Source organism: Pengzhenrongella sicca (genome assembly GCF_017569225.1).
Lineage (GTDB): Bacteria > Actinomycetota > Actinomycetes > Actinomycetales > Cellulomonadaceae > Pengzhenrongella > Pengzhenrongella sicca.
Window position 1 is genome coordinate 3,971,141 of the sequence record NZ_CP071868.1, and the last position, 19,906, is coordinate 3,991,046.

Annotated in this window: 15 protein-coding genes; 4 read left to right on the forward strand and 11 right to left on the reverse strand. The window is 72.1% G+C overall.

From position 1 onward, the window contains the following. The first annotated feature begins 106 nt into the window (after positions 1 to 106). From J4E96_RS18220 to glpK, 3 genes are all read left to right on the forward strand, one after another. The gene (locus tag J4E96_RS18220) at positions 107 to 1,855 is read left to right on the forward strand and encodes a glycerol-3-phosphate dehydrogenase/oxidase (RefSeq protein ID WP_227423443.1); all 1,749 of its coding nucleotides are present in this window, start codon (positions 107 to 109) and stop codon (positions 1,853 to 1,855) included. A gap of 105 nt (positions 1,856 to 1,960) precedes the next feature. Next, complete coding sequence (locus J4E96_RS18225; RefSeq protein ID WP_227423444.1) at positions 1,961 to 2,686, forward strand: MIP/aquaporin family protein; 726 nt, start codon at positions 1,961 to 1,963, stop codon at positions 2,684 to 2,686. Positions 2,687 to 2,820: 134 nt separating this feature from the next. Beyond that, positions 2,821 to 4,338, forward strand: a complete 1,518-nt coding sequence (gene glpK, locus J4E96_RS18230) for a glycerol kinase GlpK (protein WP_227423445.1) — start codon at positions 2,821 to 2,823, stop codon at positions 4,336 to 4,338. A 116-nt stretch (positions 4,339 to 4,454) separates the two neighbouring features. Here the strand turns inward: glpK and J4E96_RS18235 are convergent, their stop codons facing one another. Beyond that, the gene (locus tag J4E96_RS18235; RefSeq protein WP_227423446.1) at positions 4,455 to 6,701 is read right to left on the reverse strand and encodes an MMPL family transporter; all 2,247 of its coding nucleotides are present in this window, start codon (positions 6,699 to 6,701) and stop codon (positions 4,455 to 4,457) included. Between the two features lie 103 nt (positions 6,702 to 6,804). Here J4E96_RS18235 and J4E96_RS18240 point away from each other — a divergent pair, with 103 nt between their 5' ends. Beyond that, complete coding sequence (locus J4E96_RS18240) at positions 6,805 to 7,377, forward strand: TetR/AcrR family transcriptional regulator (protein ID WP_227423447.1); 573 nt, start codon at positions 6,805 to 6,807, stop codon at positions 7,375 to 7,377. Here J4E96_RS18240 and J4E96_RS18245 read toward each other — a convergent pair. From J4E96_RS18245 to J4E96_RS18290, 10 genes are all read right to left on the reverse strand, one after another. Then, positions 7,374 to 9,962 (reverse strand): glycosyl hydrolase 2 galactose-binding domain-containing protein, encoded by a 2,589-nt coding sequence (locus tag J4E96_RS18245; protein ID WP_227423448.1) that lies wholly within the window; start codon positions 9,960 to 9,962, stop codon positions 7,374 to 7,376. The two genes, J4E96_RS18240 and J4E96_RS18245, sit on opposite strands and share 4 nt — an antisense overlap. After that, entirely contained in the window at positions 9,962 to 11,695 is a 1,734-nt protein-coding gene (locus tag J4E96_RS18250; RefSeq protein ID WP_227425830.1) for an FAD-dependent oxidoreductase, read from the reverse strand. Before J4E96_RS18250 ends, J4E96_RS18245 begins: the two co-directional genes overlap by 1 nt. Then, positions 11,692 to 12,630 (reverse strand): carbohydrate ABC transporter permease, encoded by a 939-nt coding sequence (locus J4E96_RS18255; protein ID WP_227423449.1) that lies wholly within the window; start codon positions 12,628 to 12,630, stop codon positions 11,692 to 11,694. Before J4E96_RS18255 ends, J4E96_RS18250 begins: the two co-directional genes overlap by 4 nt. Next, on the reverse strand, positions 12,627 to 13,556 hold the full coding sequence (locus J4E96_RS18260; protein WP_227423450.1) for a carbohydrate ABC transporter permease: 930 nt from the start codon (positions 13,554 to 13,556) through the stop codon (positions 12,627 to 12,629). Before J4E96_RS18260 ends, J4E96_RS18255 begins: the two co-directional genes overlap by 4 nt. 7 nt (positions 13,557 to 13,563) lie before the next feature. Next, positions 13,564 to 14,922: an extracellular solute-binding protein gene (locus J4E96_RS18265; protein ID WP_227423451.1), complete on the reverse strand. Its 1,359-nt coding sequence runs from the start codon at positions 14,920 to 14,922 to the stop codon at positions 13,564 to 13,566. Between the two features lie 61 nt (positions 14,923 to 14,983). Beyond that, entirely contained in the window at positions 14,984 to 16,054 is a 1,071-nt protein-coding gene (locus tag J4E96_RS18270; protein WP_227423452.1) for a LacI family DNA-binding transcriptional regulator, read from the reverse strand. A gap of 244 nt (positions 16,055 to 16,298) precedes the next feature. Beyond that, positions 16,299 to 17,411 (reverse strand): sugar kinase, encoded by a 1,113-nt coding sequence (locus J4E96_RS18275; RefSeq protein ID WP_227423453.1) that lies wholly within the window; start codon positions 17,409 to 17,411, stop codon positions 16,299 to 16,301. Positions 17,412 to 17,413: 2 nt separating this feature from the next. After that, positions 17,414 to 18,064 (reverse strand): bifunctional 4-hydroxy-2-oxoglutarate aldolase/2-dehydro-3-deoxy-phosphogluconate aldolase, encoded by a 651-nt coding sequence (eda, locus tag J4E96_RS18280; protein ID WP_227423454.1) that lies wholly within the window; start codon positions 18,062 to 18,064, stop codon positions 17,414 to 17,416. Between the two features lie 54 nt (positions 18,065 to 18,118). Beyond that, positions 18,119 to 18,874, reverse strand: coding sequence for an SDR family oxidoreductase (locus J4E96_RS18285; RefSeq protein WP_227423455.1), 756 nt, complete (start codon positions 18,872 to 18,874; stop codon positions 18,119 to 18,121). After that, the gene (locus J4E96_RS18290) at positions 18,871 to 19,905 is read right to left on the reverse strand and encodes a zinc-dependent alcohol dehydrogenase (RefSeq protein ID WP_227423456.1); all 1,035 of its coding nucleotides are present in this window, start codon (positions 19,903 to 19,905) and stop codon (positions 18,871 to 18,873) included. The genes J4E96_RS18285 and J4E96_RS18290 overlap by 4 nt, the downstream gene beginning before the upstream one ends. Position 19,906: the final 1 nt, after the last annotated feature.

The following is a 19,906-nucleotide window of genomic DNA, read 5'->3' on the forward strand; positions in this document are numbered from 1 at the left end:
TCGTCCACGACCAGCATAGGGCTGCCGCTCGGTCGACGTCTTGACAACGCAGTTGGGGCCCGAGGCGGTTCGTGGCCATTGATGGCCACGAAACGAGGAGGACAACGTGACGACGGCGGCACTGACGGCACAGACCCGGGCCTCGGCTCTCGAAACCCTCGCAGCGAGCACCACCTCGGGCCACGAGCTCGACGTCCTGGTGATCGGCGGCGGCGTGACCGGCGCCGGCATCGCCCTCGACGCGGTGACGCGCGGGCTGAAGGTCGCGATCGTCGAGGGCCAGGACTGGGCCTCGGGCACGTCGAGCCGCTCGAGCAAGCTCGTGCACGGCGGCCTGCGCTACCTGCAGATGCTCGACTTCCACCTCGTGCGCGAGGCGCTGACCGAGCGCGACCTCCTGCTCACCAAGATCGCGCCGCACCTCGTGCGGCCGGTGTCCTTCCTGTACCCGCTCGAGCACCGGGTCTGGGAGCGCGCGTACGTCGGCGCCGGCATCGCTCTCTACGACACCCTCGCGAGCATCAACGGCCGCCGCCGCGCCCTGCCGCTGCACTCGCACGTCAGCCGCCGCGGGCTCGAGACCCTGTTCCCGGACCTGCGGCACGACGCGGCGATCGGTGCGGTGCGGTACTGGGACGCGAGCGTCGACGACGCGCGCCTCGTCTCGACCCTCATCCGCACCGCGGCCTCGTACGGCGCCGCGGCCGCCTCGCGCACCCAGGTGATCGCGTTGTCGACGAACGAGAGCGGCACCGTCACCGGCGCGAGCGTGCGCGACCTCGAGACCGGCACCCAGATCGAGGTCCGCGCCCGCCAGGTCATCAACGCCACCGGCGTGTGGACCGAGGAGACCGAGTCGCTCGCCAAGACCGACGGCGGCCTGAAGGTCCTCGCCTCCAAGGGCATCCACATCGTCGTCCCGCGGGCCGCGATCGCCGGCGAGACCGGGCTGATCCTGCAGACCGAGAAGAGCGTCCTGTTCATCATCCCGTGGTCGCGCTACTGGGTGATCGGCACCACCGACACCCCGTGGACCCGGGACCTGGTACACCCGGTCGCGACGGCGGCAGACATCGACTACGTCCTCGAGCACGCCAACGCGGTGCTCGCGCGACCGCTCGCGCGCAAGGACATCATCGGGACCTGGGCCGGCCTGCGCCCGCTGCTGCAGCCCGGCACCAAGGAGGGCACGTCGTCGGCGAAGGTCTCCCGCGAGCACACCGTCGCCTCCCCCACCCCCGGCCTGACCGTCATCGCCGGCGGCAAGCTCACCACCTACCGCGTGATGGCCGAGGACGCGGTCGACTTCGCCCTCGGCGGCCGCGCGCACGCCGTCCCGTCCATCACGACCACGATCCCGCTCGCGGGGGCCGAGGGCCTGCGGGTCCTGCAGCGCCAGGCGCCCGCGATCGCACGGAAGTACGGCTGGAGCCGGGCGATGCTGGACCACCTGCTGCACCGGTACGGATCGCTGCTGACCGAGCTCACGGCCGCCGTCGACGCCGAGCCCGGCCTCGGCACCCCCCTGGCCGGCGCACCCGCCTACCTGCGCGCCGAGATCGCCTACGCCGTCACCCACGAAGGCGCCCTGCACCTGGACGACGTCCTCATGCACCGCACCCGGATCAACTACGAGCAGCTCGACCGCGGCGTCGGCGCCCTCGACGAGATCGCCGAGATCCTCACCCCGCTGCTCGGCTGGGACGACGCGACCCGCACCCGCGAGATCGCCGCCTATCGCACCCGCGCCGAGGCCGAGGCGTCCGCCGAGCTCCAGCCCGACGACGCCAGCGCCGAGACCGTCCGCCTCCAGGCCGATGAGATCGCCCCGCTGCACGCGCTCGCCACGCAGTAACGAAACTTCCGGCCGACCGCACAGACGCGGGGTGGCCGGAGCAAGGATCCCGGGCGCCCTCGCCCGCGATCAGACGGACAACGACGTCATAGAAATGAGGTAAACGTGGACAGTCAGGTATTCCTGTCGGAAGTGCTCGGCACCGCGATCCTGCTCCTCCTCGGTGCTGGCGTGGTCGCCACGGTGGTCCTGCCGAAGAGCAAGGGTTTTGACGGCGGCTGGCTCCTCATCAACTTCGGCTGGGGTTTTGCTGTCTTCGCGGGTGTGTACGTCGCCTACAAGTCTGGCGCGCACCTCAACCCCGCAGTCACGATCGGGCTCCTCGCTGGCGGGGCCGACTTCGCCGAGGGTGTCGACGGAACCTTCGTCAACATGCTCCTGTACTGGGCCGCCCAGATGATCGGCGCCTTCCTCGGTGCCGTGCTCGCGTTCGTGGCGTTCAAGAAGCACTTCGATGAGGAAGCCGACCCGGCGACCAAGCTCGCGGTCTTCTCGACCGGCCCCGCGATCCGCTCCTACGGCTGGAACTTCCTCACGGAGCTCATCGGCACCTTCGTGCTGGTGTTCTGGATCATGGTCGCCGGCGGTTCGGTGACCGGCCTCGGGCCGCTAGCCGTCGCGCTGATCGTGGTGTCCATCGGCGCGAGCCTCGGTGGCCCGACCGGATACGCGATCAACCCCGCACGTGACCTCGGCCCCCGCATCGCGCACGCGCTGCTCCCGATCAAGGGCAAGGGCTCGAGCGACTGGTCCTACGCGTGGGTCCCCGTCCTCGGCCCGCTCGCGGGTGGAGTCATCGGCGGCCTGCTCGGCAACTGGTACGTGGGCTGACGTCCGCCCCTCGGTCGGGCGGCGCCCCCGCGCAGCACGGGTGCCGCCCGACCCGCACCGCACCGCACCTCTTTGCAGCACCCGCATGTCACCAGCACGACACCACGGCATGACGACCAGAAGGAATGACGCACATGGCTGACTACGTTCTCGCCATCGACCAGGGGACGACGAGTTCCCGGGCGATCATCTTCAACCACGCCGGGCTCATCGTCGAGACCGGCCAGCTCGAGCACGAGCAGATCTTCCCGCGCGCGGGCTGGGTCGAGCACGACGCGACGGAGATCTGGACCAACACGCGTGAGGTCGTCGGCATCGTGCTGGCGCGCGCGAACCTCACCTACCGCGACATCGCGGCCGTCGGGATCACGAACCAGCGCGAGACCGCGGTCGTGTGGGACAAGACCACCGGCAAGCCCGTCTACAACGCGATCGTGTGGCAGGACACCCGCACCCAGAAGATCGCCGAGGAGCTCGGCGCGCTCGGCGGCGGCGCGGACCGCTACAAGGAGCGGGTCGGCCTGCCGCTCGCCACGTACTTCTCGGGCCCGAAGGTCAAGTGGATCCTCGACAACGTCGAGGGCGCCCGGGCCAAGGCCGAGGCGGGCGACCTCCTGTTCGGCAACACCGACTCTTGGGTGCTGTGGAACATGACCGGCGGCGTCGACGGCGGCATCCACGTCACCGACCCGACGAACGCCTCGCGCACGATGCTGATGAACCTCGACACGCTGACGTGGAACGAGGAGATCGCCGCGGAGATGACGATCCCGCTGTCCATGCTCCCGGAGATCAGGTCCTCCTCCGAGGTCTACGGCACCGGCCGCCCCGGCGGGCTCGTCCCCGGCGTGCCGATCGCCGGCATCCTCGGCGACCAGCAGGCCGCGACGTTCGGGCAGGCGTGCTTCGAGGTCGGCAACGCCAAGAACACGTACGGCACCGGCAACTTCATGCTCCTGAACACGGGCACCGAGCCGATCCCGTCCAAGAACGGGCTGCTCACCACCGTCGCGTACAAGATCGGCGACCAGCCGACCGTGTACGCGCTCGAGGGCTCCATCGCCGTCTCGGGCTCGCTCGTGCAGTGGCTGCGCGACAACCTCGGCATGATCAACTCGGCCGCCGAGATCGAGCAGCTCGCCGCGACGGTCGACGACAACGGCGGCGCGTACTTCGTGCCGGCGTTCTCGGGCCTGTTCGCGCCGTACTGGCGCTCGGACGCGCGCGGCGCGCTCGTCGGCCTCACGCGGTACGTGAACAAGGGACACATCGCCCGGGCCGTGCTCGAGGCGACCGCGTTCCAGACCCGCGAGGTCCTCGACGCCATGAACGCCGACTCGGGCGTCGACCTCACCGAGCTCAAGGTCGACGGCGGGATGGTCGTCAACGAGACGCTCATGCAGTTCCAGGCCGACATCCTCGGCGTACCGGTCGTTCGGCCGAAGGTCGCCGAGACGACCGCGCTCGGCGCGGCCTACGCGGCCGGCATCGCGGTGGGCTTCTGGTCCGGCGAGCAGGACGTCATCGACAACTGGGCCGAGGACAAGCGCTGGGTGCCGAACATGGACAGCGGCGAGCGGGACCGCCAGTACCGCCTGTGGAAGAAGGCCGTCACCAAGACCTTCGACTGGGTCGACGACGACGTCCAGTAGGACGTTCAGCACGCAGCAGGTCAGCTAGACGAACGAACGTCCGCATCCCGTAGGGCTCCACGGGGTGCGGACGTTCGTGTGTGTCCTGCCGACCGCGCCGCGGGGCGGCGCGGCCGCTAGGCCGAGGCGGCGGGTGCCACGCCCGGCGCGGGCTCAGCGGCCAGCCGGCGCGTGAGCCGCTCGCCCTCGATGTCGACCGACGGCAGCAGCCGGTCGAGCCACCGCGGCAGCCACCAGGCGCTCTCGCCGAGCAGGGTCATCACCGCGGGGATGAGGGTCATGCGGACGACGAGCGCGTCGACCAGGATGCCGACCCCGAGCGCGAACGCGATCGGGGCGACCGTCGTGCTGCCCCCGAACACGAACGCGGCGAACACGGACACCATGATGATCGCGGCCGCCAGGACGACGCGGGAGCCGTGGGTGAAGCCGGTCAGCACCGCGCGGCGCGCGGTCGCGCCATGCACGAAGTCCTCGCGCATCCGGGAGACCAGGAACACCTCGTAGTCCATCGCGAGCCCGAACAGCACGCCGACGAGCAGCACCGGCATGAAGCTGATCAGCGGGCCGGGCCCGCTGACGTTGAAGATGTCGGCGAGCCAGCCCCACTGGTACACCGCGACCGTCGCCCCGAAGGACGCCCCGACCGACAGCAGGAAGCCGATCGCCGCGGTCAGGGGGACGAGCACCGACCGGAACGCGAGCAGGAGCAGCACGAGGGCGAGCCCGACGACGAGCAGCAGGAACACCGGCAGCGCCGCCGCGAGCTTCTCCGAGATGTCGATGTTGGCCGCGGCGTACCCGGTGACCGTGATGTCCGAGGACCTGCCCGCCTCGAGGTCGGCGCGCTCGCCGCGGATCGCGTGCACGAGGTCGGCCGTCTCGGTGCTGTTCGGCCCGCCGGTCGGGATGACCGTGACGATCGCCGCGTCGCCGGCAGCGTTCGGGATCGCGGGGGCGACGAGCGCGACGTCGGCCAGGCCCGAGATCCGGTTCGCGACCGTCGTCGCCGCGGCCACCGCGTCGGCGCCGGGTGCGTCCACGAGCACGACGAGCGGCCCGTTGAAGCCGGGACCGAACGTGTCCGCCTGGAGCTCGTAGGCGATCCTGGCGTGGCTGTCCGCCGGGTCCTGGCTCGCGTCGGGCAGGCCGAGGCGCAGGCTGAGCACCGGCACGGCCAGCACGGCGATGAGCGCGACGCCGGTCACGAGCACCACGACCGGGTGTCCCGTCACGAGCCGACCCCAGCGGTTCCCGGGCAGGGCGGTGTCGTCGAGGTTGTCGGCGGCGCGCATGCGGCGGGGCGTGAGCCGGGTGCCGGCGAACCCGAGCAGCGCGGGGAGCAGGGTGATCGCGATGAGCACCGCGACGAGCACGGTCGCGGCGGCCGCGTACCCCATGACCGCGAGGAACGGGATGCCGACGACGGCGAGGCCCGCCGACGCGATCACGACGGTGACCCCGGCGAAGACGACCGCGCTGCCCGCGGTGCCGACGGCGCGACCCACGGCGTCGATCGGCGTGTTGCCCTCGGCCAGCAGCGACCGGTACCGCGACAGGATGAACAGCGCGTAGTCGATCCCGACGGCGAGCCCGAGCATCAGCGCGAGGGCGAGCGTCGCGGACGACACGTCGGTGACCGCGGCTACCGCGAGGATCCCCGCGGCGCCGATCGAGACACCGAGCAGGGCGGTGAGGATCGGCATCCCCGCGGCGAGGAACGAGCCGAGGGTCACGAACAGGACGATCATCGCGGCGAGCACGCCGATGAGCTCGACCCCGGAGATGAGCTCGAGCGGCTCCACGAACGGGCCGCCGCTGACGGCGGCGCGCCACCCGGCGTCGTCGGCCGCGGTGACGACGTCCTCGAGGCCCGCCAGCGTGGCGGCCGGGACCTCGGCCGCCGGGTCGGCGAGCTGCACGTCGGCGTACAGCGCGCTGCCGTCCGGCGCGATCGTGAGCGCGGTGAACGGGTCGCTCACGGCGGCGACGCCGGGCACGGCTGCCGCCTCGGCGAGGAGCTCCCCGGCCGCCTGCGCCGTCGTCGGGTCCATGACCGTGGTGCCGTCGGGCACGGCGAGGATCATGCGGGCCGTTGCCGCGACGTCGACCGACGCCCCGCCGCCGGCGGCACCCGAGCCCTGCGACACGGCCTGGTCGGCGAACTGGTCCCCGAACCGCGTGGCGAGCACCTCCTGCGCCTGCGCGGACTCGGTGCCGGGGATCGAGAACTGCTCCTCGAGCTCTCCCCCGCCCGCGACCGCGAGCGTTCCGATGCCGCCGAGCACGACGAGCCAAGCGACGAGGACGTACCACCGGCGGCGCATCGACCATCGACCGAGCCGATAGAGAGCAGTAGCCACGATTCCCACTTCCGTTGATCCAACGGATGTAGGTTAACCGACACCTGTCGGTTAGGCTACCGGCAGACCGAACGCGCACCCCGACGTCATGGAGGACACCGGCATGTCCGCGACCCCGCTCGACCCGCGCATCGCGCGGACCCGGAGCCTGCTGCAGCAGGCGTTGCTCGAGCTCGCCCGCGAGCGGCCGCTCGAGACGATCGCGGTCGCCGACCTCGCCGACCACGCGGGCGTCAACCGGAGCACGTTCTACCAGCACTACTCCGACAAGGAGACGCTGCTCGCGGACGCGCTCGACGCGCAGGCGGCGGCCGGCGGCGCGGACCTCAGCGAGCTCGAGGCGGCGGCCGGCGGGGGCACCCCGCCACCCCTGGTCGTCCGGTACACCCGGCACGTGGCCGAGCACGCCGAGCTGTACCGCCTCGCGCTGGGCGAGCACGGCTCGACGATCGCGGTCGCCCGGCTGCGACGCCGGATCAGCGCCATCGCCGCGCGTGGCTACGCGCTCTACGGCCAGGACGAGGCCGCGATCGGCATGCCGATCGAGATCGCGGCCGCGTCCGTCGCGGGCTCGCTGCTCGGGATGATCAGCGCCTGGCTCGAGTCGGCCGACCCGGTCGCCCCGGAGCAGATGGCCCTCTGGATCTGGACGGAGCTGTCGGGCCCCTCCTGCTAACGGTCGCCGATGGCCCGCAGCATGGGCGAGCGGGTGAGCGCGGCCTGGACCGCCGCGACGGCCTCGGGCGACAGCCCGCCGACCCGGAACTCGGCCGTCTCCCCGGGGAGCAGGGTGAGCAGCATCCGGTCGACGGTCACCGACGCGGCCGGCACGCCGGCGGCCAGCGCGGCCCGGTCGGCGAAGAGGGCCAGGTCGCGCAGCAGGGTCTGCGCGGTCACGCGCACCACCGCGGTCACGCCGTCGGCCACGTGGACCGACGTCGTCATCGCCGGCCGCGGCGCCGCGAGCTCGCGGTCGGGCCTGAAGAACCAGACCGACCGCAGGCCGTCGGCGTCCGCAACGAGGAACTCGGCGCGGGGATCACCCACGGCCGCCACGGCGCCCTCGAGCCGGGCCCGGCTGGTGCCGTCCGGCGCCGTCTCGAGCGTCACCTCGGCGCGGGCGAGCTCGCGGCCGTCGACGGACATCCGTCGGACGCGGGCGCCGAGCGACCACGGCGTCAGTGCGTCGTTGACCGCGACCAGTTCGACCCCCTGCGCGCCCCAGTGGTCGCCGACCGTCACCGGCTGCAGCGTGAGCAGGCGGTCGGCGAAGGCGTCCCGCAGGGCGTACCAGGCCGGCTTGGGCAGCCCGTCGACGTCGACGGCGGCCCACGAGAGCGAGGGCCAGCAGTCGTTCAGCTGCCAGACGATGACCCCGTCGCACCCCTCGCGGCTGCGCAGCCACTCGACACCGGCGCGCATCGCCCTGGCCTGGGTGACCTGGGTGAGGTAGAGCCAGTCGTCGCCGTCGACCGGGGCGGCGAAGTGCGCGGCGATGCCGCGCGCCAGGTTCTCCATGCCGTTGGCCGCGCGCATGTGGTGCTCGAGGCGGGGGTTCCCCGGCAGCAGCTCCCCCTCGGGCACGGCGCGACGCAGGGTGGCATACGTCGCGGGAGCGCACCAGCCCATCTCGGAGACGAACCGCGGGTCCCAGTCGCGGTAGCCCGTCCAGTCCACCTCGTTCCAGACGTCCCAGATGTGCACCGGTCCGGCTGCCTGGTCCTCGGGGTCGCGCGCGAGCGTGCCGGACCACGGGCTGTTCGGCAGGTACGGGGTGCTCGGCGCAAGCCGCCCGACGATCTCGGGAAGTATCCGGGTGTAGTACGTCGCGCCCCACGCCCGGCCGGCGAGGGTGTCCTGCCAGTCCCAGTCTCGCCACCCCCAGACGCACTCGTTGCCGCCGCACCACAGCACGACGCTGGGGTGGGAGGCCATCCGGGTCACGGCCTGCTCGGCCTCCGCCCGCACCAGCGCCTCGGTGTGCGCGTCCTCGCTGTAGGCGGCGCAGGCGAAGAGGAAGTCGTGCCACACGAGCAGACCGCGCTCGTCGCAGCCGTCGAGAAACTCGTCGAAGGCGAAGTGTCCGCCACCCCAGACCCGCAGGAGGTTCGCCCCGCCGGTGACAGCCTGGTCGAGCCGCTCGGCCAGCCGCTCGGCCGTGACGTCGTTCGGGAGCGGCAGGTCGGGGATCCAGTTGTAGCCCCGGACCCGCACGCGGCGGCCGTTCACGCGCAGCGCCCAGCACGTGCCCCGCGCGTCCGGGGTCTCGTCGACCTCGACCCGCCGCAGGCCGATCCGCCGTCGGTCGATCGCTACGAGCCGCCCCGCCTCGAGCAGCGACGTCTCCAAGGTGTACAGGGGCTGGGCGCCGAGGCCGACCGGCCACCACAGCTCGGGGCCGTCGAAGGACAGCCGGACGTCGGTCGTACCCGCAAAGCCCGAGCCCGGTGCCGAGCCCGGCGCCAGCACCGGGGCCACCACGACCTCGCCGGCGGCGACGACGGCGCCCGCCGGGTCGCGGAGCACCGCGCGGGCGAGGACTTTCCCGGCCGAGCCGGCGCTGCCCGACGCCGCGCTCAGGTTGAGATCGACGTGCACCCGCACGACGGCGGAGGTTGGGGCGTGGGCGGCCCCGGCGAACGACGTGACCGGACGCACCCCGACGATCCGCGCCGGCCCCCACGCCTCGAGCCTCGCGGGTCGCCAGATCCCGACCGAGGGCAGGCGTGGCCCCCAGTCCCAGCCGAAGTTGCACGCCATCTTGCGGACGAACGGATAAGGGTCCGGATACGGGCGCGGGAGGCGTCCGACCTGCTGCTCGAGGGCGTCGGCGGCCTCGAAGGCGGAGTCGAAGGTCACCTCGATCCGGTTCGCCCCAGGCCGCAGCACGTCAGACACGTCCCAGCGGTAGGCCACGTGCTGGTCGTCGGCGCGCCCAACCTCCCGGCCGTTGACCTCGACCGTCGCGAACGTGTCGAGCCCCTCGAACACCAGGTCCGTCCGCCCGCGATCGGACGGCGCGCATTCGACGTCGCAGCTGTACCGCCAGCGCGACCGGCCGACCCAGTCCTGGGCGGCCTCGCCGTCTCCGACGTAGGGGTCGGCAAGGATGCCCGCCCGGACGAGGTCGGAGTGGACGTGGCCGGGCACGGTGGCCGGGAGGTCCAGGCCGACGACGGCAGCGGGCGCCCCCGGTGCCGGCTCGAGGCACCGCACGGTCCAGCTCCACGTCGCGCCGGCGACGGTGGGATCCGCCGCCATCAGACGACCGCCGTTTCCGTCGCGACGTGGTCCTGCACAGGGCTCCAGTCCCGGATCTCGCGCGGCCACCGCAGCGTGACGCCGAGCGTGCCGCCGAGCAGGCGCTGCAGATCGGCGACGCCCTCGGCGGACGCCGCGAGGGCTTGCGGCGTCGACCCGGTCCGCCGGCACTCGACGGCGAGCGCGCCGACGGCCTCGCCGATCGACCACTCCACGGGGTGGAGGCGGTAGGCGCCGTTCGTGATGTGGGTCGTGCCGATGTTCTTGTTGGCGGGCAGCAGGTTGGTCATCCGGCGGGGCACGAGCGCGCCGAGCGGGATCTGGAAAGGCAGGCAGGCGATGTCGACGTAGGTGCGGCCCGACGAGCTGGGGTGCAGGTCGATGCGGTAGTACCCGGTGCCGACGCTGTCGTCGAACTGCGCCGCGGCGACCCCCTCACCGCGCATCTCGCGTCCGATGTGCCCCTCGGTGACGGTGAACAGCGCTTCGATGCGCCGCGACTCGCGGATGTAGGGGGCCACCGCCAGGTGGTCGGGGCTGCCGAGCAGGTCGCCGCGCGGCTTGAGGCCCGGGTACCCGGTGCCGCCGTCGTGCCGCGGCGCCTCGGTCTGCATCCAGTGCAGGAAGGACAGCGACAAGTCCCGGGCGCCGTCGAGCGCGGCCTCCTGCTCGGCCGGGCTCACGCCCAGCAGCGGTGCGCGCCAGTAGTCGATCTGCGGCCAGTTCACCAGGGACACGTCGTGCGGGAGGAAGCCCGGTGCGAACTGTGTGCGGGCGAGCATGCGGCGGTAGTGCCACAGGTCCTCGACCCGGGGCTCGTCCGTCGGCCCCGCGAACATCGGCCGGGTGCGGCGCTCCAGCGTGATCGGCTCGATGTCCTCCCAGGACAGCTGCGGCCCCGGCCAGAAGGCGTCGACGTGCTCGGTCCACGAGGCGTAGCCGGCGGGCCGGTCGATCGTGTGGTCCTCCCCGGGGCGGTACTCGACGGCGAAGCACCAGGATATGGCTTGCTGGTCGAACGGGTCGGCGACCGCCGGGGCGTGCAGCTCGCCCGTCCGGTCGGCACTCTCGGCGCCGACGACGTGCTCGGTCCCGGTGAGCGGCAGGAGATCGCCGCGCTCGGTCGCGTCGACGAACAACGCTCCCTCGAGCGTGCGCTCCGCGCCGTCCGCGCCGCGGCGCAGGGTCACCGAGCGCACCCGCGCGCCGTCGACGTCCGCGGCCACGGGCCGCCACCCGAGCAGCACCTCGAGGCGCCCGCTCGCGACGAGGGGCGCGAGCATCTCCTCGATCACGGCGGCACCTGCCGTCGGTTCGGCGCACACGCGCGAGACGAAGCCGAGGCCGGGGTTGAGCTCGGGATCCGCCGCGGCGGCGAGCGTGAGGGGGTACGCGCGGCGGTACCTGTCCCGGATGCCCGCCCGCAGCGCGCGGTAGCTGGGCGAGGCGAGGTCGGACTCGATCCAGGGGTGCTCGTCCGGCGGGACGGCCTGGCTCGTGAGCTGCCCACCGAGCATCGCGTACTCCTCGGTCAGGACGACCTGTTGACCGAGGCGGGCGGCGGTGAGGGCGGCAGCCACGCCGCCGAGACCGCCGCCGATGACGACGAGGTCGGCGGGACGGGTGGAGCTGGTCATCGTGGTGCTCACTTTCTGATTCTTGGCGACTCGGCTCGCACGACGGGCGGCGGGCGCGAGGGATGCAGCAGCGGAGGATCGGCGCGGTCGGGTCAGCCCTTGACGCTGCCGTCCGCGAGGCCGGAGATGAAGTGCCGCTGGTTGAAGAGGAAGACCGCCAGCACCGGAAGCGTGACCAGGACGGAGGCCGCCATGAGCGCGCCGTACTGGACGTTGCCGCTGCCCAGGAACCGGGTGAGCGCGAGCTGCACCGTCTGCATGTCCTGGGAGGAGGTCACGACGAGCGGCCAGAGGAAGTCGTCCCAGACGCCGGTGAAGCTGAAGATAGCGACGACGGCCACGAGCGGGCGGGCGAGCGGGAGGTAGACCTGGACGAAGATGCGGAGCTCGCTTGCCCCGTCGATCCGCGCGGCCTCGGCCATGTCCTTGTCGAACGCGTCGAAGAACTGCTTCGCGAGGAAGATGTTCATCGGCAGGATGATGTACGGCAGGACCACGCCCCCGAGGGTGTCCAGCAGGCCGGTGCCTCCGACGCCGGCGAGGTCGTTCCCGCCCGCGAGCGGGAAGGTCTTGGCCATCAGGAACAGCGGGATCAGCGTCACCGAGACCGGGACGGCCACCGTCGCGATCAGCGTGTAGAAGAGCACCGAGCTGCCGCGGAACGGCAGCATCGAGAAGGCGTAGCCCGCTGCCGTCGCGAAGACGCAGTTGGTGATGACCGCGACGGTCGTGACGAGGAGCGAGTTGAGGAACGCCCGGCCGAGCGCCCCGCCAGACCAGGCCCGCAGGAAGTTGTCGAGCGTCGGGTCGGCCGGCACCAGGCTGGCCGAGCCGAACGCGTCCGCCTCTGGCGTGAAGGCCAGGGACACCATCCACAGGAACGGCCCCAGGACCAGGAGCGTGGCGATGACCAGCACGACCACGGAGCCGGGGCGCCGAGCACCCACCGCGAGCCGCCGGCGACGACGCGGACGCCCGCGGGGGCTGGGTGCACGAGCCACGCCGGGGCGGGCCGAGGTGCTGGCGGTCATCGGTTTCTCCCGGCCATGGCGCGGATGGACACGAACGAGAAGCCCGCGATGAGGGCGAAGAGCACGAATGCCATCGCCGAGGCGCCGCCCATCTGGTTCGCCTGGAACGCCTCCTCGTAGATGAGGAAGTTGGCAGTGGTCGTCGCGCCGAGCGGCCCGCCCTGGGTCAGGACGAAGATCTCCGCGAACGACTGCGAGAGGTAGATGACATCCATCGTCACGACGTAGACGAGCATGGTCCGCAGTCCGGGCAGCGTGACGTACCGGAACTGCTGCCACGCGCTGGCGCCGTCGCACCGGGCCGCCTCGTACAGGTGCTGCGGGATCGCCTGGAGCCCGGCGAGCAGGAGCACCATGTTCGACCCCAGCGCCTTCCAGATGCGCATCACGGAGACGGCGTTGAGCGCCGTATCCGGCTCGTAGAGCCACCGCTGCGACCCGAGTCCGAGCAGGTCCAGCGCCTCGTTGACCAGGCCGTCGCGCGAGTAGAGCCAGAGCCAGATCATGGAGACGGCGGTCAGCGAGACGATGTGCGGCAGGTACAGGCCGGCTCGCAGCAGGCCGACGCCGCGGAACGGCTTGTTCGCCAGGACGGCCAGCGCCAGGGCGAGCACCACGAGCAGCGGCAGGACCTGCGCGGTGTAGCGGACGGTCACGCCGATCGACTGCCGGAACTGCGGGTCATGGAGCAGGCCGGCGTAGTTCTCGAGCCCGACGAACTCGGGACCGGACCGGCTGAGCGGCGAGTACTCGGTGAATGACAGCAGCAGCCCGTACCCGACCGGGATCAGCGTGAACACGCCGATGACGAGGGTCGCAGGCAGGACGAACCACAGCCCGGTGAAGCTCCCGCGGCGCCGGCGGCGCCGGGGCCGGCCCGGGGCCGCCGCGACGGCGGCCCCGGCAATGACGGTGGAGGAGGTCATGACGGGGTCAGCCCTCCTGCTCCTGCAGCGCGGCGTCGACCTCGGCAGCGGCGGTCGCGAGCGCGTCGGCAGGGCTCACGCGGCCGAACAGCGCCTCGCTGACGTTCGCGTCGATCTGATCGCGCATGCCCACCCAACCGACCACGTTCGGGTTGGGGATCAGCGACGGCGTCGCGGCCACGAACGACTTGATCACCGCATCACCCGCGACGTACTCGCTGCTCGTGGCGGAGGCGTGCACGGGGACGGCGCCGATGCCCTCGGTGTACTGCGCCGCGACCTCCGGCTCGAGCAGGTAGGAGATGAAGTCCCACGCGGCGTCCTTGGCCGCGGAGTCCGAGTTGATCATCAGGCCGGGGCCCGCGCCACCGAACATCGCGGGCTCCTCGGAGTCCTCGAACCGCAACGGGGCCATGACGCGCAGGTCCTTGTCGGGGGCGGCCTCGAACGCCTGCCGCATGGTCGGCGCCGTGAGCATCGCCATGGCTGCGCCACCGGTGACGAGCGGCGACTGCGCGGGCGGCAGGTTGACGTAGTCCTCCGCGAGCATCGAGGCGACGGGCTCGTCGCCGGTGTACAGCCCGGCGAAGTACTCGAGCGCCTCCAGCCCCTCGGGCGAGTCGAAGGCCGCCGCGCCGTCGTCGACGAGCGATCCGCCGGCGCCGACGAGGAGGTTGGCGAAGCTCTGCTCGGCGCCGATCGCGTTGGTCGGCAGGAGGATGCCGGCCCGCTGGACCGTTCCGCCGTCGCGAACCGTGAGCGCCTCGGCTGCCACCCGCAGCTCCTCCCACGTCTGCGGCGGGTCGTCAGGATCCAGGCCCGCGGCGACGAACGCGTCGGCGTCGTAGGCGACGAGGTAGCCCTGCACGGACAGCGGCACGAGGTACTGCGTCCCGTCGACCTGACCGCCGGGCAGTGCGGCCGACACGTCCGCCAGCACCGCCGGGTCCAGGCCCTCGAGATAGGGGGCGAGGTCCTCGACGCGGTCGTTCGCGACGAAGTCGGCGACCGCCGCCGGCCCGTGGCCGAACACGTCGGGCGCGGTGCCGGCGGCGAACGCCGCGTTGAGCTTGGGCGACAGGTCTCCCCAGTCGACGAACGTCACCTCGACCTCGACGCCGTTCTCCGCCTCGAAGGCCGGCACGATCACGCCGTTCACTAGGTCGATCTCGGCCTGGTTGGCGCCGGGGAACCACACACTGATGGACGACGCCGCGGCCGGGGTTCCGTCCGCGTCGTCGACCGGATCGCTCGCACCCCCGGAGAGTCCGCACGCGCCGAGCAGCAGGACGCTCGTCGTGAGCCCGGTGAGGGTGGCGAACCTACCGAGCGGGGAGGTCCGATGTGTTGCAGCGAAGCTCTTCATCGAGATACTGCCTTCCTGTTTCGTATTAGCAACTGACTGGGTGACGCCGAGGCACGTTCGCCTACGAGAGGGGTGTGGCCGCTTCGCTACGAGGCCGCGGCGACGCGGGCCTCGCCTCGGCGATGCTCACCAGGTCGAGCGGACCGCACGCGAGGACCGCGGACCGGGGTGTGCGGTCCGGGTCGTCGAGGAGCTCGAGCAGGAGCTCGATGGCGCGGGCGCCCATCTCGCGGCGCGGGATCGCCAGCCGGCTCCAGGGCATCGGGTTGTCCGCGTGGTCGAGCGCCACGATCGTCAGCTCGCTCGGGATCGTGAGCCCGGCGGCCTCGGCCGCGGTTGCGAGCGCGCGGCCGAGCTCGGGGCTCTCCACGAGAAGCGCCGTGATGCCCGCGCCCACCATCGCCCGCAGGCGCGGGGCGTCGAGCGACTCCGGCGGGTCGACGACGTCGATGGTCCCGTGGAGCGCCAGCGCCTGGACCCCCGCCGAGAAGCCGCTCCGGCGCTCGAGCAGGGGCCCGAAGGCGTTCGCGCCGGCGAGGTAGGCGACCCGTTCGTGCCCGGCCGCGGCGACCGCGTCCAGCACGGAGCGGACCCCGCCCGCATACTCGGCGGTGACGAACGACAGGTTGACGCCGGGGATCTCGCGGCGGCCCACGTAGACGAACGGGTAGCCCTCGGCCGCGAGCCGCGCGATCTCCTCGTTGCTCTGCTGGCTCCCCAGGATCACCGCGCCGTCGGCAAGGTTGAGCCGGTTGCCCGAACGCGTGTAGATGGATCGCGTGCCGTCGGCGCTCTGGGTCGAGGCGAAGAGGATGAGGTCCTGCCGGGCCCGGACCGCGGCCTGCTCGATGCCGACGAGGAACTCGTGGTAATAGTCGTCGACGGCGACCGGGAACACCGACTCGTAGGTGTGCACGCCGAGCAGACCGCTCCGGCCCCCCCGCAGGGATCGACCGGCCACGCTCGGCACGTAGCTGACCTCGAGCATCGCCGCGCGCACGCGGTCCTGGGTCGTCGCGGCCAGGTGGTACTGGTCGGCCTTGCCGTTGACGACCATCGAGACGGCGGCCTGCGAGACGCCAGCGAGCCGCGCGATGTCGCGCTGGCTCGGCTTGCGTCCCTTGGTCGGCATCAGCATCCCTGTCGTCGCGTCGTTGCTCGTGCAGTGGCTACTAATACGTAGCAGCACCGAGAGTAAGCCCGTCGGCAGCCAGCCGTCAACCCCTAGGGCGGGCGGCGGGTGAACCTGGCCGACGAACGAGTGACGGGAGTGACGGCTGGTGCACCTGTGCCGTCACTCCCGTCACTGCCTCCCCCGCGTGCCCCGCGCGTCGCTGCTGTTCGTGCTGGTGGTACGGACGCTGGTGGTGGTGGTGTTAGCGGTCGACGCGGGCGCCGCCGCCGCCGGCGAGCTTGAGGACCTCGGCCTTGGTGACCATGGTCGTGTCGCCGGGGGTGGTCATCGCCAGGGCGCCGTGCGCGGCGCCGTACTCGACGGCGGTCTGCAGCGGTTCGCCCTCGAGCAGGCCGTAGATCAGGCCGGACGCGAACGAGTCGCCGCCCCCGACGCGGTCGAGGATCTCGAGCCGCTCGCGGTGGGTGGCCTGCACGACGCCGGTCGCGGGGGACCACGCGATCGCGCCCCAGTCGTTCACGGACGCCGACCGGACGGTACGCATCGTGGTGCCGATGACCTTGAAGTTCGGATACGCGGCCGCGGCCGTGGTGATCATCGCCGCGAACTTGTCGACCTCGAGCTCGGCGAGGGACGCGTCCCCGCCCTCGACCTCGAACCCGAGCGAGGCGGTGAAGTCCTCCTCGTTGCCGATCATCACGTCGATGTACTTCGCGATCTCCTTGTTCACCGCCTGCGCTTTGTCCAGCCCGCCGATGGCCTTCCACAGCGACGGCCGGTAGTTCAGGTCGTAGGACACGATCGTGCCGTACTTCTTCGCGGCCGTGACGGCCTCCACGACCGTCTCGGCCGCCGACTCCGACAACGCGGCGAAGATGCCACCGGTGTGCAACCAGCGCACTCCGAGCTCGCCGAACAGGTGATCCCAGTCCACGTCGCCCGGCTTGAGCTGCGAGACCGCGGTGTTGCCCCGGTCGGACACCCCGACCGCGCCGCGGACCCCGAAGCCGCGCTCGGTGAAGTTCAACCCGTTGCGCACCCCGCGCCCGATGCCGTCGTAGGGAACCCACTGGATGAACGAGGTGTCCAGACCGCCGGTAAGGATGAAGTCCTCGACCAGGCGCCCGATCTCGTTGTCCGCCAGCGCCGTCACGACCGCTCCGCGCAGCCCGAACGCGCGCCGCAGCCCGCGGGCGACGTTGTACTCCCCGCCGCCCTCCCACGCCCGGAACGACCGAGCGGTGCGGATACGACCCTCGCCCGGGTCCAGGCGCAGCATGACCTCACCGAGCGAGACCGCGTCGTAGCGGCACTCGGCGGCGGGCCGGATGTCCAGGCCGTTGCTCACCGTCATGGTCACTTCCCCGCAGTCAGCGACGCGGCGAGCGCGACGGCCTCGAGGGTCAGCGCGGTGATGCCCGCGAAGTTCCCCGCCGTGACCAGGTCGCGCGGGCACATCCACGACCCGCCCACGGCGGCCACGTTCGCCAGCGCGAGGTAGTCCGCGAGGTTCTTCGGCCCGACACCGCCGGTGGGCACGAACGACACCTGACCGAACGGCGCGGCGAGCGCCTTGATCGCCGCTGCGCCGCCCGAGGTCCCGGCCGGGAAGAACTTCACCGTGGTCAGCCCGAGCTCGAGCGCCGCCTGGATCTCCGTCGCGGTCACCGCGCCAGCCAGCGCCAGCACCCCGTGCTCCTGGCAACGCTCGACCACCGCGCGCGAGAGCCCGGGAGAGACGATGTAGTTCGCCCCGGCCTCGACGGCCTGGTCGACCTGCTCCGCGGTCAGCACCGTACCGGCACCCACGAGGATGTCCCCCCGCGCCGACATCGCCTTGATCGAGTCCCGCGCCGCAGCCGTGCGGAACGTGACCTCGGCCACCGGCAACCCGCCGGCGACCAGCGCACCAGCCAGGGAATCGGCGTCGGCGGCGTCGTCGAGCACGACAACGGGAACAAGGCGCGCAGCGCGCAAAGAAGCAAGGACGTCCATGAGGTAATCCATTTCACTAGGAGGAAAGGTGAATCGAGTGCACGGGTCGGGTGATGCGCGTCGGGGTTAGCGGGCGAGCCAGCCGCCGTCGACGGCGAGGACCTGGCCGTGGACGTAGGTGGCGGCGGGTGAGGCGAGGAAGACGACGACGTTGCCGATGTCGTCGGGCTGGCCCCAGCGGCCGGCGGGGATGCGGACGGAGAGCTGTTCCATCCGGGCCGGGTCGGCGAGCAGGGCGGTGTTCATCTCGGTGGCCATGTAGCCGGGGGCGACGGCGTTGACGTTGACGCCCTTGCTGGACCACTCGTTGCAGAGCGCCTTGGTGAGCTGGGCGACGGCGCCCTTGCTCGCGGCGTAGGCGGGCACGGTCAGACCACCCTGGAACGACAGCAGGGAGGCGAGGTTGACGATCTTGCCCTCGCCGCGTTCGAGCATCGGCCGGCCGAACAGCTGGCAGAGCTGGAACACCGCGCGCACGTTGATGTCCAGGACGCGGTCCCAGGCCTCGAGGGGGAAGTCGACGGCGGGATAACGGTCCTGGGTGCCGGCGTTGTTGACGAGGATGTCGACCTGGTGGTCGGCGAGCACGTGCGCGGCGGTGACCGCGATCGCGTCGGAGTCGGCCAGGTCGAGGGTCGCGAAGTGCACGCGGCGCCCGAGGGAGGCGCCGTAGGCGACGAGGTCGTCCGGGACGGCGTTGCGGCCGAGCACGACGACGTCGGCGCCCGCGACGAGCAGGGCCTCGGTGATGCCGCGGCCCAGGCCGCGGCCGCCGCCGGTGACGGCGGCGGTCTTGCCGGTCAGATCGAACGGGGCGCTCATGCGTCGGCCTTTCCAGGAAGCGGGGTGAGCAGGACCTTCAGGCAGTCCTGGCCGGAGGTGGCGGCGTCGAACGCGGCGCTGACGTCGGCGAGGTCGAACGCCTTGGTCGGGAACGCCGCCAGGTGCAGGGCGTCGGTCGCGATCAGGTCGATCGCGGCCGTGACGTCGGCGGTCGTGTACACGCGCACGCCGATGACGGTCTGCTCCTTGAAGCAGATCGCTTGCAGGTCGATCGGGGTGGGCTGCTTGTAGACGCCGACGACCACGATGCGCCCGCGCACGCGGGTGGTCGCGGCGAGCTCGGCGGCGACGGTGGGGTGGGCCGCGGAGTCGAACGTGGTGTCCGCGCCCTCGCCGCCGGTCAGCGGCGCGAGGGTCGCGGCCATCGTCGAGTCCGGGGCGACCACGGTGAAGCCGAGGCCGGCCGCGACCTCGCGGCGCCACGCGGACGGCTCGGTGATCACGACGTGCTTCGCGCCGGCGTGCCGGGCGACCAGCGCGGTCAGGACCCCGATCGGGCCCGCGCCGTAGACCGCGACGGTGTCACCGGCCGCCATGCCGGACAGGTCCACGGCGTGCACCGCGACCGCGAGCGGCTCGGCGAGCGTCGCGGTGCGCGGGTCGACGCCGGCAGGCACCGCGTGCAGCACCTCGGGCGGCAGCGCGACGTACTGCGCCATCGCGCCGGCCGCGTCGATGCCGTACAGGCCCAGGTTGCGGCACACGTGGGTGAGACCGTCCAGGCAGGCCTTGCACTGCCCGCAGCTGATCAGGGGCTCGACGACCACCAAGGTCCCGGCCGCGGGACCAGTCGCGCCGGCCACCTCGACCCAGCCCGACATCTCGTGACCCATGATCAGCGGCGCCGTGGCCCGAGGGTGCTTGCCGTGCAGGATCGACAGGTCGGTCCCGCAGATCCCGTTGTACGCGACCTTCACAAGCGCCCACCCGGCCGGCACCACCGGCACCGGCACCTGCCCAACCTCGACGTCATCCGCGGCCACCCACCGGGCGGCGGTCATCATGGTCATC

What these genes read in the sequence shown, in the direction of transcription:
- J4E96_RS18265 (WP_227423451.1), bottom strand. Translation starts at nt 14,922, where the DNA reads ATGAAGAGCTTCGCTGCAACACATCGGACCTCCCCGCTCGGTAGGTTC.
- J4E96_RS18285 (WP_227423455.1), bottom strand. Translation starts at nt 18,874, where the DNA reads ATGAGCGCCCCGTTCGATCTGACCGGCAAGACCGCCGCCGTCACCGGC.
- glpK (WP_227423445.1), top strand. Translation starts at nt 2,821, where the DNA reads ATGGCTGACTACGTTCTCGCCATCGACCAGGGGACGACGAGTTCCCGG.
- J4E96_RS18290 (WP_227423456.1), bottom strand. Translation starts at nt 19,905, where the DNA reads ATGACCATGATGACCGCCGCCCGGTGGGTGGCCGCGGATGACGTCGAG.
- J4E96_RS18275 (WP_227423453.1), bottom strand. Translation starts at nt 17,411, where the DNA reads ATGACGGTGAGCAACGGCCTGGACATCCGGCCCGCCGCCGAGTGCCGC.
- eda (WP_227423454.1), bottom strand. Translation starts at nt 18,064, where the DNA reads ATGGATTACCTCATGGACGTCCTTGCTTCTTTGCGCGCTGCGCGCCTT.
- J4E96_RS18270 (WP_227423452.1), bottom strand. Translation starts at nt 16,054, where the DNA reads ATGCCGACCAAGGGACGCAAGCCGAGCCAGCGCGACATCGCGCGGCTC.
- J4E96_RS18255 (WP_227423449.1), bottom strand. Translation starts at nt 12,630, where the DNA reads ATGACCGCCAGCACCTCGGCCCGCCCCGGCGTGGCTCGTGCACCCAGC.
- J4E96_RS18245 (WP_227423448.1), bottom strand. Translation starts at nt 9,962, where the DNA reads ATGGCGGCGGATCCCACCGTCGCCGGCGCGACGTGGAGCTGGACCGTG.
- J4E96_RS18240 (WP_227423447.1), top strand. Translation starts at nt 6,805, where the DNA reads ATGTCCGCGACCCCGCTCGACCCGCGCATCGCGCGGACCCGGAGCCTG.
- J4E96_RS18260 (WP_227423450.1), bottom strand. Translation starts at nt 13,556, where the DNA reads ATGACCTCCTCCACCGTCATTGCCGGGGCCGCCGTCGCGGCGGCCCCG.